The organism is Streptomyces sp. CT34, assembly GCF_000805335.1.
Taxonomy (GTDB): Bacteria; Actinomycetota; Actinomycetes; order Streptomycetales; family Streptomycetaceae; genus Streptomyces.
Window position 1 is genome coordinate 7,536,995 of record NZ_KN708638.1, and the last position, 13,864, is coordinate 7,550,858.

The following is a 13,864-nucleotide window of genomic DNA, read 5'->3' on the forward strand; positions in this document are numbered from 1 at the left end:
TCGCCCGCCCGCCTGCACCACCGGCGGGACCTCACCTACCGGCCGGTCACGGGTACCCCGGAATCGCGGGTCGCGCTGTCGTGGCGGGAGGACGGGACCACCGATCTGGTGGAGGACTTCATCGGGATCGTCCGCGGGCGGACGGTCAACAGTACCCGGGGCCGCCGCCCGGCCGCGCAGGCGGAGCAGAAGGGCAAGCACCCGGAGAAGAGCGGCGGGGGGCGCAAGCCGGTGGCCGGCAGGGCGACCGGTAAGGCGGCTGGGAAGACGACCGGTAAGCCGGCGGGTCGGGCGGCCGGGGGCGCGCGGCGGGGAGGCGGTGGCTCCAAGGGGGGCGGCGGCAAGCGGGGGAAGCCTCGCCGTTAGCCGGTCGTGGGCCTGGTCTGGACGGGGTCAACTCGGGGGAGTGGGCCTGCCGTTGGTGGGCAGGGCGCAGGCCGGTGTGCCGCCGGGCATGCGGTGGCGGTTGCGGGCGATCAGCCGGTAGGCGCCGTGGGCGAGCCAGCGCACCGGAGGCAGGGTGAGAACCGCGCCCACGACGGCCCACGGGCCGCCGGTGCGCAGCAGAAGCCGGGCGACGGCCTGGGCGCCGCCGTACACGGTTCCCGTCGGAGTGACCCAGAGCACTTCGTACTCCGACCGCTGTTCGGTGATCCCGAGCGCGTCCAGATCCGCGAACTGCCACGCCGTGATCCGGCAGCGCGGGCGCAGGTGCCGCTCGGCGAAGGTCACCGAGGTGGTGCAGAAGCCGCAGTCGCCGTCGTAGACCAGTACGGGGTCGGTCCGCGAGGGCGCAGGGGGCTGCGGAGCCGTCGTGGGCGTCATCGGCCTCATCGTCCTCATGCCTCCATGGTGTCGCGCGGGCGCGTCGCGACCGTATCGGTTCGTTGATCGGCGGCGCGGCGGGGCCGCCGCGGATACCTACCCGCCGGGCTACCCGGTCACCCGGCCTGCCCGCGGGCCGACCACTCCTCGCGGGTCAGTACGTACTCCACGTCCCCGTGCTCATCGCCCGCGACCGGGTAGGGCCACTCCTCGTAGTAGGTGCGGGCGTAGGTGAGGCCGCACTTCTCCATGACGCGGCGGGAGCCGGCGTTCACGGACATGGTGTTGGCGGTGATCCGGTCGTAGCCCAGCTCACCGAATCCCTTCGCTACCAGGGCGAGCGCGCCCTCCGTGGCGAATCCCCTGCCCCAGGCGGCCTTCCGCAGCCGGTAGCCGAGGTCGGCGGAGGCCGTCGGGCGGTCCGCGTCGGGGCGGAGGCAGTGCCGGCCGAGGAACTCGCCGGTCTCCCGCAGATGGGTCGCCCAGAAACCGCCGTGCAGCATCCGCGCGAAGGACTCGGCGCGAATCTCGGCCCGGGTCGTCGGCCGGCCTCCGGTGATGTACCGCATCACCTCCGGATCGCTGTCGAGTGCCACGATGAGATCCAGGTCGGCGGCCGTGTCGGCGAAGGGGCGCAGGGCGAGGCGCGCCGTGGTGAGGAACGGGTCCGTGGGAGCCATGGGGCGATCCTCACGACGTGGGCGCGCCCGCGCCAGTGGATTCGCGGGCCGGGCCGGACTGCGGGCGGGCGCCGGCCCGGCGCCGTGTGTTCCGCGCGGTGCCCGGTCGGCTCGCGGCGTCCGGCGGGTGCTAGGCCCGGCCCGATGCGTCAGGGTCGGACAGGCCCTGCGACGCGGCCGGCGCTCCGCGGTCCAGCCGTTCCGCAGCCAGCGTCGCCAGCAGGGCGGCCTGCCGAGCCAGTACGGCGTCGTCGAAGACCGCCTCGGGGGAGTGGTTCATCGGCGCCGTCGCGGGATCGGCACCCTCGGGGACGGCGCCCACCAGCAGCATCGCGCCGGGCACCTGCGCCAGGACGAGCGAGAAGTCCTCCGACCCGCTGTGCGGTCGCGGGGCGACCCATACATGTGCGTCGCCGAGCAGCTCCCGCGCCGCCTCCAGTGCGAACGCCGTCTCCGCCGGCTCGTTGACGGTGACCGGATACATCACCCGGTAGTCGACCTCGACCTCCAACCCGTGCGCCGCGGCGATCCCGCGTACCAGTCGCGGCAGCCCCTCCGCCAGCCGCTCCTGGTTGGCCGCCGAGTAGCTGCGGACGGTCGCCTCGAAGACGGCGGTCTCCGGAATGACGTTGTGCTGTGCCCCGGCGTGCAGACTGCCCACGGAGACCACCACCGGGTCGAAGATGTCGAAGGTGCGGGAGGTCCAGCCCTGGATGGCGGTGACCATCTCGCAGGCCACCGGCACCGGGTCGAGCGCGGAGTGCGGGGCCGAACCATGGCCGCCGCGTCCCCGTACCGTCACCTTCAGCACGTCCGACGCGGTCATCACCGTGCCGGGGCGGCTGGCCACCATGCCCTGCGGTACCTGGTTGGCGGCGACATGGAGCGCGTACGCGGCGTCTAGCGGCTTGCCCGCTGCTTCCAGCACGCCCTCCGCGATCATCTCGGCGGCCCCGTTGTGCCCCTCCTCGCCGGGCTGGAACATGAACACCACATCGCCCCGGAGCTGTTCCCGCCGTTCGCAGAGCAGTCTGGCGGCCCCCACCAGGCCGGCGGTGTGCAGATCATGGCCACATGCGTGCATCCGCCCGGCCAGCTGCGAGGCGTACGCGACACCGGACGCCTCCTGCACCGGCAGCGCGTCCATGTCCGCCCGCAGCAGCACCGCTCCGCCCGGTTCGCCGCCGCGCAGTACCGCGGTCACCGAGCTGAGCCCGTTGCCGAGGGTGATCTCCAGCGGCAGGCCGTCCAGCGCCGCCAGGACCCGCTGCTGCGTACGGGGCAGCTCCAGGCCCAGCTCGGGCTCTTGGTGCAGGGCCCGCCGCAGCGCGACCAGTTCCTCCTGGAGCTCTTCGGCGTCCGCCAGCAGCGACGACTCCGTTCCCGTTGTTCCCGTTACCGACATCCGTCTCTCCGATCCTGTCCTGCCGGCCCAGCTGCGGTCCGGCCTGCGCACCGGTCCGCGGTCCGGCTGCGCATGCCCCTACGCTGAAGGGGCCGCGTAAGTCGCGACCAGAAAACGCCGGAAAAACGCAGAGAGGATGCTTCGATGCAGGATTTCGGCGCGCTGGACGAGGTGGACTCGTCCCTCGTCCACGCCCTGCAGATCAGCCCCCGGGCCAGCTGGGCCCGGATCGCCAAGGTCCTCGGACTGGACGCGGTCACCCTCGCCCGCCGCTGGAGCCGGCTCACCGAGCAGGGCGCGGCGTGGATCAGCTGCTATCCCGGGCCGGCGCTGGCCGCCTCCGGGTACGGCTGCCTGGCGTTCATCGAGGTCGACTGCGCCAACGGCCAACTGCTGGAGGTAGCCGAGCAGTTGACGCGGCAGCCGATGGTCTCGACCGTCGAGCACGTCACCGGCGACCGCGACCTGCTGCTCACCGTGATGACGACCGACCTGGCCACCCTCTCGCACTGGTCCACGACCGTGCTGGGCGCCCTGCCCGGCGTCACGGCCCGCCGGATCCACCTGGTCGGCGCCATCTACGTCGAGGGCAGCCGCTGGCGGCTGCGCGCGCTGCGCCCCGCCCAGGTCGCCCGGCTCGCCGCGGACCAGCCGCCCCGCGGCCACCGGCCCGGCCCCGTCACCCTGACCGATCTGGACCGCCGCATCATCGTCGCGCTCTCCGCGGACGGACGGGCCCCGTACACCGCCCTCGCCGAGCGCTGCGGGGCGAGCGTCGACACCGTACGCAGACGGACCCGGCGCCTGCTCGACGAGGGCGCCGTGCACGCCCGCTGCGAGATCGCCCGCCCGCTGTCGAAGCGCCCGGTCGCCGCCGTGCTGTGGGCCGGTGTCCCGGCGGACACCGTCGAACAGGCGGCCCGCGGGATCGCGGGCATGGGCGACATCCGGCTCTGCGCCGGCATCACCGGCCGGCACAACCTGCTGATCGTCGCGTGGGTACGGTCGGTTGACGACATCCAGCGGCTGGAGACCCGGGTCACCGAGAAGGTGCCGGGCATCGTCATCAGCGACCGCGCCGTCGCCCTGTGGCCGATGAAGCTCAGCGGCCATCTCCTGGACGAGCACGGCTACCGGCTCGGTACGGTCCCCATCGACGGCTGGAGCACGCGACGGGCCGGCGCCCCCGGCAGCGGCTGACCGGCTCGCGCGAGGGGACCGCGCTCTCAGCCCAGCCGCAACGGCAGTGCGACCAGCCGCCAGTTGCCCGGCGCCGGCACCCGTTCCAGCTCCTCCGGCGCCACCGCGAGCGATATCTCCGGATAGTGCGCGAACAGCTTCCCGAAGGCCACCTCGCCCTCCTGGCGGGCCAGTGTGGCGCCCAGGCAGTAGTGCATGCCGTGGCCGAAGCCGACGTGGTTCTCCGCCTGGCCCGCGGGATGGCGGGTCAGATCGAGCCGGGTGGGATCGGCGTAATGACGGGGATCGTGATTCGCCGCCACCAGGATGAGCTGCACGGCGTCGCCCTTGCGGATCTGCGTACCGGCCAGCTCGACGTCCTCGGTGGCGTACCGCAACTGGGTCGCCTGCACCGGACCGCACCAGCGCAGCAACTCGTGGACGGCGCGCGGGAGAAGAGCCGGATCGGCCTTGAGCAGGCGCAGCTGTTCGGGGTGGGTGAGCAGCGCAGCGGTGCCGTTGCCTATGAGGTGGGCGGTGGTTTCGTGACCGGCGAGGACGAGGGTCAGGACCAGGGTGACCATTTCGACGTCGCTGAGCCGGCTGCCGTCGTCGTCGTGCGTGCGGATCAGTTCGCTGAGCAGGTCGTCGGTCAGGGCAGCGCGCCGGGCACGGATCAGTTCGTGGATATGGTCGATCATCGCGGGGAACGCCTCGGCGAGCCGTTCCGGATCCCGCGAGACGAGTGCGGCTCCCCATTTCCGCCATTGCGGGCGGTACTCCTCGGGTATCCCGACCAGTTCGCAGATCACCGTGATCGGCAGGGGATAGGCGAAGTGCTGGATGAGGTCGACGACGCCGTCCTCGGCGTGTTCGGGGAGCCGGGCGAGCAGGTCGTCCGCGATCTCCTCGACGCGGGGCCGCAGATCGGTGATCTTCCGTGCCGTGAAGGCCCGTGAGACCAGTCGGCGCAGGCGGGTGTGATCGGGGGCGTCCATGGTGAGGATCGAGCGGGCCAGATAGACGCGCAGGTCCTCGGGCATGCCCAGCATGTCCAGGAGGCGGGTGGTGGGCGAGCCCTCGCCCGAACTGCCGCGGGCGTAGGCCGGATCGTTGGCGAACCGCGGATCACGCAGGACCTGCCGGACCTCCTCGAAGCGGGTCACGAACCACACCGGGGTGTCCTCCAGGAACCGGCCGCGGATGACCGGGCCCTTCTCCCGCAGCTCGCCGTAGCCGGTGAACGGGTCGTGGAGCAGCTCGGGATCCATGGAGTTCGGCTCGCCGGGGTGTTTGCCGACGTGCTCGGCAAAGGGCGACTTGCTCGTTTGCGTCATGGTCGCTTTCTCCTTGGGTGGGAAACGGTCGCTCAGTCACGCAGCTGCCGGCGCATCTCCTGCGCGCTGTGCGCCTCGAACTCCTCGTAGAGAGCGATGATTTCGGGCGCGGCGGCAGCAGCCGCGTCATACGAGGGCGTCGTCTCCAGCATTCGCCGGATCGACTCGGCGAAGATCCCGCCGCGTATCTCCGGGGTGTCCGGCGCACGGTCGAAGAGCAGCGCCTCCGCCGTGAAGAAGCCGGTGGCCGTGGCCATCAGCGCATACTGCTGATGGCGCACATCGGTGTCCACGTACATCAGACCGTGCTCGCGCAGCACTTCGAGGTGGCGGCGCAGGACGCGGTCGCCCAGGGCCACGAGTTCGGCGAACTCCTTCTTCGCCGAGTCGTTGAGCCGGCCGAGGACGTCGACGTCGTCGGTGTACAGGGCGCGCAACACCGGTTCGGCCAGAAAGTCGGCGTAGTAGGCGCCCATCATCCGGCTCGGCAGCACCTCCAGCGGATCGGCGCGCATCCGTGCCAACTGCCGCTGCTGGCTACGGGCCTTGGCCTTGAGCACGACGGTCAGCAGCAGCGCGTCCTTGGTCTTCCAGTGCAGATAGACCGTGCCCTTGCCGACCTTGGCCCGGCGGGCGATCTCGTCGATCGTCACCCGCCCGTAGCCCCAGGCGAGCAGCAGCTCCGCGGCCACTTCCAGGATGCGTTCGCCGCGCTCCGACCGTTCCAAGGACCGTCTCCCTCCGCGTGCGCCCCGGTGTCCGTGAACTCCAAGTCCGTGACTCCGTGACCGGATTTCGAATCCGGTCACGGAGTCAACGGTAGAGCGGCAGGTGCCCGGCGATAAGGCGGTTTCCGGCCACCCGGCCGCGATGTCGGGCGCCCCGGACACGCCCGGAGCGCGACGGGCCGGGGCCTGCTTTCAGGGCTGTACGGGAGGCCAACGGCCGTGGATCATGGCAGCGTTCACCGCATCCGCGCCGACCGTGCGGCGGCGGCGACGGGACCCGAGTCAGGGAGAACACCATGCTGACGGCCTTCGCCGACCTCTCCACACCACTGGTGGCCGACGCCTGCGTCCGCCTCGGCGCACCGCTGCGCGCCGCCCCGCCCGGGATCGCGGCGGTGGTGCCGGGCCACCGCATCGCCGGGCGGGCACTGCCGGTGCGGCACTACGGGAGCGTCGACATCTTCCTGGAGGCGTTCACCGGCGCCGAGGCCGGCGACGTCCTGGTGATCGACAACGGCGGTCGCCTCGACGAGGCATGCATCGGCGATCTGGCGGTACTCGAAGCGGAGGCCGCCGGCGTGGCCGGTCTGGTGGTGTGGGGACTGCACCGCGACACCCCGGAGCTGGTGCGGATCGGGCTTCCGGTGTTCAGCTACGGCCGGTACGCGCCGGGCCCGGTCAGGTTGGCCGAGCGCGAGCCGGAAGCCCTGGTCACCGCGCGTTGCGGACCGCACCGGGTGACCGCCGACGACATCGTCTTCGGGGACGACGACGGCGTTCTGTTCGTCCCCGCCGTGCACTCCGCGGACGTCCTGGCCGTGGCCCGCACCATCGGGCGGACCGAGCGCGAACAGGCCCGCAGGATCCGCGCCGGTGAGACCCTGCGCCGCCAGACCGCCTTCGACGACTTCCTGGCCCGCCGCGCCGCCGACCCGGCGTACACCTTCCGGCAGCATCTGCGGCGGGTGGGCGGGGCGGTGGAGGAGTAGGGCGGGGAAGAAGGGGGCGGCGGCCCGGCGGCCGTGACATGCCGCCGACGGCGTAATCGTCGGGTTGGCTGTTCAGGGGCGTCAGGCTTGAGGGCCTTGAGCACGGTCGTGACAGGAGTCCGTGACAGAAGCCGGTGTGAACAGGTCGCGTCAGTGGATCTTCGAGCTGTGATGAGTCGGCGGGGCCGCGGTCGTGAGGGCAACCGGCTGACCGGGCTGGTGGACAGCAACGGGTTCGAGGTTCCGACGGTGCCCACGTGGATGCGGTGGCTGCCGGCCGGCTATTTCGTCTTCGTGCTGCTGCTGGAATTCGTGACGCCCACGCAGTGGGCGGTGAGCTTCCTGCTGATCGCCGTGCCGGTGCTGGCCGCCTTCGGCTTCGGCCCGGTGGGCGTCGGCGTCGTCACGGTATGCGCCGTCGGACTGGAGGCCGTACTGGCGGGGACCCCGTGCTGCACGGGGCACAACATCCACCAGTTGTGGGGGAACAACTACGTCGCCGCCTATATCTCCACCGGTGTCGTGGGAGTACTCGGCGTGGCGCTGGCCGGGCACCGGCAGCGCCAGCGGCGGCAGCTGGTGCGGGCCAACTCGGTGGCCGAGGCGCTGATGCGGACCCTGCTGCGGCCGGTGCCGCAGCAGGTCGGATCGGTGCTGGCCGCCGGGCTCTACCGCTCCGGCGAGGTGGGTACGACGGTCGGCGGAGACCTGTACGACATCCATGACACACCGGCGGGCGTGCGCGCCATCATCGGCGATGTCCGGGGGAAGGGGCTCCAGGCCGTACGCACCGTCGCCGATGTCCTGGGCTGCTTCCGTGAGGCGGCGTACGCCCCCGGGGATCTGCTGGCGGTCGCGTCCCGTATGGAGCGGCGGCTGGTGCGCGAGGCGGCGGAGATCCCGGACGACGAACTGTTCGTGACCGCGGCCCTGATCGAGTACGACGCCGGGGCCCACCGGGTGACGATCATCAACCACGGGCATGTCGAGCCGGTGCTGATCTCCGGCGACGAGGTGACCGCCCTCTGCGGGCCGCCCGCCCTTCCGCTGGGGCTGGGCCGGCTGGCCGCCGAGCGACCGTCCGCGCACACCCACCGCTTCGCACCCGGCGATGTGCTGCTGCTGTGCACCGACGGGCTGGTCGAGGCCCGTGACGCCGCCGGGGACTTCTATCCCCTGCTCGACCGGCTCGGCCACCGGTTCGCGGGGCGGCCCGCTCCCGGTCCCGCCGATGTCATCGCCTTCCTCAACACCGATCTGCCGCGGCATACCCGTGTGCTCCACGACGATGTCGCGATCCTCGCGATCACGCCGCGGGGATAGCGGCGGAGAGCGGCGGCGGACCGGCGCGCTGCTCCGCGACGCCCCGTCCCGGTGCGCACTCGGGTCGCCTCCGGCCGTCGTGCGGAGGACGCTGGATAGGTAGCGGGGGAGTCGTGAACCGTGAACCGAGCTGTGAGGTGTGCGATGAGCACTCTCGAAGAACACATCGACATCAGCGTTCCGGTCGACCGGGCCTGGGACTGCCTCCATCGTGCGGAGACCTATCCGCGGTTCCTGAACGGTGTGCGCGAGGCCCATGCGTCCGGCGAGCGCCGGACGCACCTGGACGTGGACGCCGGCGGCCGGACGCAGGAGCTGGAGGTCGAGATCGTCGACCGCGAGATGGAGAACGTGATGACCTGGCAGACCAGGAGCGGACCCGATCTTGCGGGCACCTTCTCGCTGCTGCCCATCGACCGGGAGCACACCCGGCTCCAGGCCCGTTTCGAGTACGACCCGGGCACGATCAAGGAGACCTTCGGCGGTCCGCAGGGGTTCGCGCAGGCGGTCGCCATCGAGCGGGGCGTACGCAGCGACCTGGAGCACTTCAAGCAGCTGGTGGAGGCCGAAAGCGCGCGCTAGCAGTGGGCGCGGGTGACCCGAGAAGGGAGCGGGGACCGGAGATCGGAGGCCGGGCGTCCGGCGTGCACAGTCGGGACCTCAGGGGCTCACCACCTCGGAGGTTCACAGGACGGGGCGTTCCGGCATGGGGTGTTCCACGCCGTCGAGTTCGAGCGTGCAGCGGGGGGCGACGGGGACCAGGCGGGGTTCGCGGATGCGGACGCGGAACAGGCGGGCGGGGTCGTCGGGCAGTTCGCCGGTGAGCAGGTTCATGCCGGGGCCGTGTTCCTTCTGGTAGGCGACGACCTTGCCGTTGACCAGGAGTTCGATCTCGCCGTCCCGTCCGGGGCCGACGTTCACGGTGATCGAGTGGTCACCCTGGTCCAGATGGAAGTGGTGGCTCCGTCCCATGACGACGCGCCTCCTGCCATGGCGCGCGTCCCGTGACGGCGCCCGTACTTCCAGGTTAGATCCGCGTCCCGCGGCTGCGGACGCGCAGCGCACTCCGGGGGCGTCGCGCGCGGGATCGGCGGTCGCCGGGCCGACGTGTGCGGCGCTGCGAGCGACAATTGTGGTGAGTGCCGTGCCGGGCGGTTCGCGGAGTGCGGGGCGTCGAGGCCCTGCCCGGGCGAGCCGGGTGCCGGGCCGGCGGGAGACGGTGATGAACGGCTCGGTCCGTATCGGACGTGTGGTCGGGGTGCCGCTGCGCATGCACTGGAGTGTGCCGCTGCTGGTGGTGCTCTTCGCGTATGGGCTGGGACGGCAGACGCTGCCGGTGACCACGCCGGGCCGGTCCACTGTCGTCTACGCCCTCGCCGGAGTCGTCGGGGCGGCGCTGCTCACCGGCAGTCTGCTGCTGCACGAGACGGCGCATGCCGCGATCGCGCGGCGCAGGCAGATCTCGGTCGAGGACGTGACCCTCTGGGCGCTGGGCGGGATAACGCGGATGGGGCGGCCGAAGACGGCGGCGGCGGCCTTCGCGGTGGCGGTGAGCGGGCCGCTGACCAGCCTGATGATCGGGGGCATCGCGCTGGGGGCCGGAATCGGACTGCACGAGCTCTCACCCGTGTTGGCGGTGCCCGCGGTGGTGCTGGTGTGGCTGGGGTGGGCCAATCTGTTCCTGGGGGTGTTCAATCTGCTGCCGGCCGTGCCGCTCGACGGGGGACGGCTGGTCCAGGCGCTGCTGTGGTGGCGTACCGGCGACCGGGACCGGGCGGATCTGGCGGCGTCCCGGGGCGGGCAGGTCATGGGCGGGCTGATGGTGGCGGCCGGCTGGATCGCCCTGCTGCGCGGGGCCACGGGCGGGCTGTGGCTGGCCTTCATCGGGCTGTTCATCATGGTCGTCGCCGGGGCGGAGCGGCGGCGTGCCGCGCTCCAGTCGGCGTTGCGGGGGGTGCGGGCCGCGGACGCCATGTCCAGTCCGGTGGTGACCGGTGCGGACTGGCTGAGCGTGCAGCGGTTCATCGAGGAGGTGGCGGTGACGGCCGGGCATTCCGCGGTACCGCTGCTGGACTTCGAGGGCCGGCCGAGCGGCATCGTGGAGCTCCGCCGGCTGGCCGCGATCCCCGTTCCGCAGCGGGCGGAGCTGCGGGTGCGGGACGTGGCGACGCCGCTGTCCCAGTGCGCGGTGGCCGCCCCGGACGATCTGCTGACCGAGGCTTTGGAGAAGGTCAACCTGCGGACCGGGATGCGGGTCCTGGTCGTCGACGCGGGGCATCTGGTGGGGATCGTCACCGGCAAGGACGTCTCCCGGCTGATGCAGCGGAACACGCTGCGCGGGCGGCAGACGGCGGGATGAGCGCGAGCGGTCCCGGGCCCCGCTCCGAGGAGAGGCGGACACGGCGATGCGGTACATCACGGTGACGGCGCTCAGTCATACGGGGCTGATCCGCGAACACAACGAGGACAGCCTGGTGGTGGGGCCGTGGACGCTGTGCGGCACGGTGACCGAGAATCCGCAGACGCTGGTGTTCCCGATGGGCACTCCGCTGGTGGTGGCGGTCGCGGACGGTATCGGAGGACAGCCGGCCGGTGAGGTGGCCAGTGCGCTCACCGTTCGGCAACTGGCGTCGCTGGGACCGTCGCTGGACAGCGAGGAGGCGGTGCGTGACGCCCTGGTCCTCTGCAATCACGCGGTGTACGCGGCGGCCGACCGGGATCCGGCGCTGACCGCGATGGGCACCACGGTCGCCGGCGCGGTCGTCCTGCCCGACGCGCTGCTGGTCTTCAACGTGGGTGACAGCAGGGTGCTGGAGGCGGACGGGGACGGGGACGGGGTGCGCCAGGTGAGCGTGGACGACAGCCCGCCGCTGCGGGAGGGGCAGCGCACCACCTCGCTGGTGACCCAGGCGATCGGCGGCGCGACCCGCTTCTGCGCCGTCACCCCGCATGTGACGACCGCGCCGCTCGCCGTGGGCAGCCGGTATGTGGTGTGCACGGACGGGCTGACCGACCCCGTCCTGGACGACGAGATCGGCGAGCTGCTGCGGGCGCACGACGGCGGCCGGGCCGCCTTCGAGCTGTGGAAGGCGGCCATCGAGGCGGGCGGGCCGGACAACATCACGCTGGCGGTGATCGGCGTGGTGGAGTGAGCCGGGCGCGGTGCCCGGCGTCACCTCCGGTCGCGGGAGAGGGACGGAATGCCCAGCCGGCGCCCGGTGTCCTCGTCGAATTCCGCGCAGAACGCACCCAGGGTGTCCTCTAGGTGCGCCAAAGACCGCGCGGCGAACAGAACCGGCTGATAGCCGGAAATGCGGTACGGGAGTGAGGCCGCGGCACGGAGGTCCAGTGCGCGGACTTCCCGGACACCGTGCGCGGCGATCTCGCCGAAGGAGGAGAGCAGCGCCGCGCCGAATGCCTTGGGGGTACCGGATTCGGTGAGCAGACCGTATTCCAGGGTGAACCAGTAGACCCGGCTGAGAATGTCCAGCGCCTCCTTGGAACGGACCCGGTTCGCGGTCCGCCCGAAGAGCCGGTACAACTCGGCGATGCGCGGATCCGACAGATGAATGCCGTGCCCGAACACGTCGTGGATGACATCGGGTTCGGGGGTGTAGAGCGGCACGGCCGGATGGCGTACGAACTGCACCGCATGGAAATAGCCCTGCTCCATCGCGCCCAGGAAGCGCTCGTTGGGCACCACACCGCCGGCCAGCGTGAACACGAAACCGGTCCGGGCCCGCAGGCCCGGCGAGATCTCCGCGTGCTGCGGAATCCGCTCGGCGGGGACTTCCACCTCCTCGGCGGCGTCCTGCGCCTCCCGGCACGCGTGTGCGCGGTGCGCCGGGCCGAGCGCGGCGTGCACCGTGCGCCAGGCCCGGTGCTCCGCCTCCGTGTAGTCGACGCCCTCGTACGGCGCACCGACCCGATGCCCGTCGGCGCGGGCGGCCAGCGCGTTGCGGCGCCGCAGATAGTCCGGGTCGTGGCGGCCGGGGTGCTCGTCGGGGCGGCCCAGCCGCCCCTCGGCGGAGATCGGGGTCTGCTTCCACACCGTGCTCATGACCCTGATACTGCCCCGCCGCGGCACGAAGATCACTTGGCGTAGCGGGCGGGAGACCGTCCGTCGACGCCCGTCCGTCGCCGACTTCGGACTCTCAACGCAGAACTCGCTTCCAGATCGTTATTACTTCGATTCTTGACGATCCGGCCCCGAGTGACGTTCACTCAGCCATTCTGGGCCGAGTCAGGGCGGCCCCTTGTGGAGGTACCTTTCATGAAGGCAATGAAGGCGATGAGCACGGCGAATGTGACGAAGGCAACAATGCGTCGCCGGGTCGTCATCAGCGCGATGGCGCTTTCCCTCGCCGCGCCGCTGGCGGCGTGCGGAAGTGATCACCCGGCAGCCGACCAGGGCAAGGACGCGATCGGTCTGCTGCTTCCGGAGAAGAAATCCACGCGCTACGAAAATTCTGACCGCCGCATCATTACCAGCAGAGTCGCCTCGCTGTGTCTCGAATGCAAGGTGGACTACCACAACGCCGAATCCAGCCCGGATAACCAGAGAACCCAGTTCGAGGCGCTGGTGAACAAGGGCGTCAAGGTCATCATTCTGGACCCGGTCGACGCACAGGCCGCCAAGAGCTGGGTGGATGCGGCAGCCCAGAAGGGTGTGCAGGTCATCGCCTATGACCGGCTCGCCGAGGGTGACATCAAGGCATATGTCTCCTACGACAACGAGAAGATAGGCCGCCTCCAGGGCGAGGGAATTCTTGCCGCACTCGGGTCCCGGGTCGCCAACGCGAATGTCGTCATGCTGAACGGTTCGCCGACCGATCCGAATGCCTCGTCCTTCAAAAAGGGCGCGCATGCCGCCCTGGACGGCAAGGTCCGCAAAATCGCCTACGAAAAGGACATTCCCGAATGGTCCGAGGCAACGGCCAAGAAGGAGATGACCAACGCCATCAGCACCCTCGGTCCGCAGGGTATCGACGCGGTCTACTCGGCCAATGACGGAATGGCCGGAAGTATCGCCGAAGCACTCAAGTCGGCCGGCCTCAAGAACATTCCGCTGGGTGGTCAGGACGCCGAACTCCCCGCGCTGAAGCGCCTGTTGAGCGGAACTCAGTCGTTCACTGTGTACAAGCAGGTCCGGCCGGAGGCGCAGACCGCCGCCGAGATCGCCTTCCGCCTGCTGCGCGGCCAGAGCATCACCTCGCTCACCTCGACCACCGCCAAGAACAGCAGCACGTCGGGCATCCCCGCCAAGCTCTTCAACGCCCAGCTGGTCACCAAGGACAACCTCAAGGACACCGTCGTCAGCGACGGCGTCGTCCGTACGGACCTGCTGTGCACCCCGGACCTCGCCGCGGAGTGCAAGTCGGCCGGAATCGGGTGACCG

At 71.1% G+C, this 13,864-nt stretch carries 14 protein-coding genes and 1 pseudogene; 8 read left to right on the forward strand and 7 right to left on the reverse strand.

Annotated elements, in window-relative coordinates; translation table 11 throughout:
* Positions 1-366 (forward strand): annotated as a pseudogene (locus tag RZ84_RS42115) (LysR family transcriptional regulator); the annotation flags it as partial.
* 27 nt (positions 367-393) lie between these two features.
* Here the strand turns inward: RZ84_RS42115 and RZ84_RS32760 are convergent.
* From RZ84_RS32760 to RZ84_RS32770, 3 genes are all read right to left on the reverse strand, one after another.
* Complete coding sequence (locus tag RZ84_RS32760) at positions 394-825, reverse strand: thiol-disulfide oxidoreductase DCC family protein (protein ID WP_052230328.1); 432 nt, start codon at positions 823-825, stop codon at positions 394-396.
* A gap of 116 nt (positions 826-941) precedes the next feature.
* Positions 942-1,505, reverse strand: coding sequence for a GNAT family N-acetyltransferase (locus RZ84_RS32765; protein WP_043268092.1), 564 nt, complete (start codon positions 1,503-1,505; stop codon positions 942-944).
* A gap of 130 nt (positions 1,506-1,635) precedes the next feature.
* A complete protein-coding gene (locus RZ84_RS32770; RefSeq protein ID WP_052230329.1) occupies positions 1,636-2,910 on the reverse strand; it encodes a M20 metallopeptidase family protein in 1,275 nt (424 codons plus the stop codon).
* A gap of 144 nt (positions 2,911-3,054) precedes the next feature.
* Between RZ84_RS32770 and RZ84_RS32775 the strand changes: the two genes are divergently transcribed.
* Positions 3,055-4,110 (forward strand): Lrp/AsnC family transcriptional regulator, encoded by a 1,056-nt coding sequence (locus RZ84_RS32775; protein ID WP_043268094.1) that lies wholly within the window; start codon positions 3,055-3,057, stop codon positions 4,108-4,110.
* Between the two features lie 26 nt (positions 4,111-4,136).
* Here RZ84_RS32775 and RZ84_RS32780 read toward each other — a convergent pair whose 3' ends face one another.
* The gene (locus RZ84_RS32780; protein ID WP_043268096.1) at positions 4,137-5,426 is read right to left on the reverse strand and encodes a cytochrome P450 family protein; all 1,290 of its coding nucleotides are present in this window, start codon (positions 5,424-5,426) and stop codon (positions 4,137-4,139) included.
* 32 nt (positions 5,427-5,458) lie between these two features.
* A complete protein-coding gene (locus RZ84_RS32785; protein ID WP_043268098.1) occupies positions 5,459-6,154 on the reverse strand; it encodes a TetR/AcrR family transcriptional regulator in 696 nt (231 codons plus the stop codon).
* 296 nt (positions 6,155-6,450) lie between these two features.
* On the opposite strand from RZ84_RS32785, the gene RZ84_RS32790 reads away from it, so the two are divergent.
* The 3 genes from RZ84_RS32790 to RZ84_RS32800 all read left to right on the forward strand — a co-directional run bounded on the left by RZ84_RS32790 (position 6,451) and on the right by RZ84_RS32800 (position 9,048).
* Complete coding sequence (locus RZ84_RS32790; protein WP_043268100.1) at positions 6,451-7,143, forward strand: RraA family protein; 693 nt, start codon at positions 6,451-6,453, stop codon at positions 7,141-7,143.
* A 171-nt stretch (positions 7,144-7,314) separates the two neighbouring features.
* Positions 7,315-8,466, forward strand: a complete 1,152-nt coding sequence (locus RZ84_RS32795) for a PP2C family protein-serine/threonine phosphatase (RefSeq protein ID WP_052230330.1) — start codon at positions 7,315-7,317, stop codon at positions 8,464-8,466.
* 144 nt (positions 8,467-8,610) lie between these two features.
* Positions 8,611-9,048, forward strand: a complete 438-nt coding sequence (locus tag RZ84_RS32800; protein ID WP_043268102.1) for an SRPBCC family protein — start codon at positions 8,611-8,613, stop codon at positions 9,046-9,048.
* 102 nt (positions 9,049-9,150) lie between these two features.
* Here RZ84_RS32800 and RZ84_RS32805 read toward each other — a convergent pair whose 3' ends face one another.
* Positions 9,151-9,438, reverse strand: a complete 288-nt coding sequence (locus tag RZ84_RS32805) for a hypothetical protein (RefSeq protein ID WP_043268104.1) — start codon at positions 9,436-9,438, stop codon at positions 9,151-9,153.
* Positions 9,439-9,688: 250 nt separating this feature from the next.
* Between RZ84_RS32805 and RZ84_RS32810 the strand changes: the two genes are divergently transcribed.
* Positions 9,689-10,825 (forward strand): site-2 protease family protein, encoded by a 1,137-nt coding sequence (locus tag RZ84_RS32810; protein WP_043268106.1) that lies wholly within the window; start codon positions 9,689-9,691, stop codon positions 10,823-10,825.
* Positions 10,826-10,871: 46 nt separating this feature from the next.
* Entirely contained in the window at positions 10,872-11,618 is a 747-nt protein-coding gene (locus tag RZ84_RS32815) for a PP2C family protein-serine/threonine phosphatase (RefSeq protein ID WP_043268108.1), read from the forward strand.
* A gap of 20 nt (positions 11,619-11,638) precedes the next feature.
* Here the strand turns inward: RZ84_RS32815 and RZ84_RS32820 are convergent, their stop codons facing one another.
* Entirely contained in the window at positions 11,639-12,526 is an 888-nt protein-coding gene (locus RZ84_RS32820; RefSeq protein WP_043271550.1) for a hypothetical protein, read from the reverse strand.
* A 222-nt stretch (positions 12,527-12,748) separates the two neighbouring features.
* Here RZ84_RS32820 and RZ84_RS32825 point away from each other — a divergent pair, with 222 nt between their 5' ends.
* Positions 12,749-13,861 (forward strand): sugar ABC transporter substrate-binding protein, encoded by a 1,113-nt coding sequence (locus tag RZ84_RS32825; protein WP_241778113.1) that lies wholly within the window; start codon positions 12,749-12,751, stop codon positions 13,859-13,861.
* Positions 13,862-13,864: the final 3 nt, after the last annotated feature.

Excerpts from the sequence above, each read along its gene's own strand:
- RZ84_RS32815 (WP_043268108.1), top strand. The coding sequence starts at position 10,872 with ATGCGGTACATCACGGTGACGGCGCTCAGTCATACGGGGCTGATCCGC.
- RZ84_RS32765 (WP_043268092.1), bottom strand. The coding sequence starts at position 1,505 with ATGGCTCCCACGGACCCGTTCCTCACCACGGCGCGCCTCGCCCTGCGC.
- RZ84_RS32770 (WP_052230329.1), bottom strand. The coding sequence starts at position 2,910 with ATGTCGGTAACGGGAACAACGGGAACGGAGTCGTCGCTGCTGGCGGAC.
- RZ84_RS32820 (WP_043271550.1), bottom strand. The coding sequence starts at position 12,526 with ATGAGCACGGTGTGGAAGCAGACCCCGATCTCCGCCGAGGGGCGGCTG.
- RZ84_RS32810 (WP_043268106.1), top strand. The coding sequence starts at position 9,689 with ATGAACGGCTCGGTCCGTATCGGACGTGTGGTCGGGGTGCCGCTGCGC.
- RZ84_RS32805 (WP_043268104.1), bottom strand. The coding sequence starts at position 9,438 with ATGGGACGGAGCCACCACTTCCATCTGGACCAGGGTGACCACTCGATC.
- RZ84_RS32825 (WP_241778113.1), top strand. The coding sequence starts at position 12,749 with ATGAAGGCGATGAGCACGGCGAATGTGACGAAGGCAACAATGCGTCGC.
- RZ84_RS32800 (WP_043268102.1), top strand. The coding sequence starts at position 8,611 with ATGAGCACTCTCGAAGAACACATCGACATCAGCGTTCCGGTCGACCGG.
- RZ84_RS32775 (WP_043268094.1), top strand. The coding sequence starts at position 3,055 with ATGCAGGATTTCGGCGCGCTGGACGAGGTGGACTCGTCCCTCGTCCAC.
- RZ84_RS32780 (WP_043268096.1), bottom strand. The coding sequence starts at position 5,426 with ATGACGCAAACGAGCAAGTCGCCCTTTGCCGAGCACGTCGGCAAACAC.
- RZ84_RS32760 (WP_052230328.1), bottom strand. The coding sequence starts at position 825 with ATGACGCCCACGACGGCTCCGCAGCCCCCTGCGCCCTCGCGGACCGAC.
- RZ84_RS32795 (WP_052230330.1), top strand. The coding sequence starts at position 7,315 with ATGAGTCGGCGGGGCCGCGGTCGTGAGGGCAACCGGCTGACCGGGCTG.
- RZ84_RS32790 (WP_043268100.1), top strand. The coding sequence starts at position 6,451 with ATGCTGACGGCCTTCGCCGACCTCTCCACACCACTGGTGGCCGACGCC.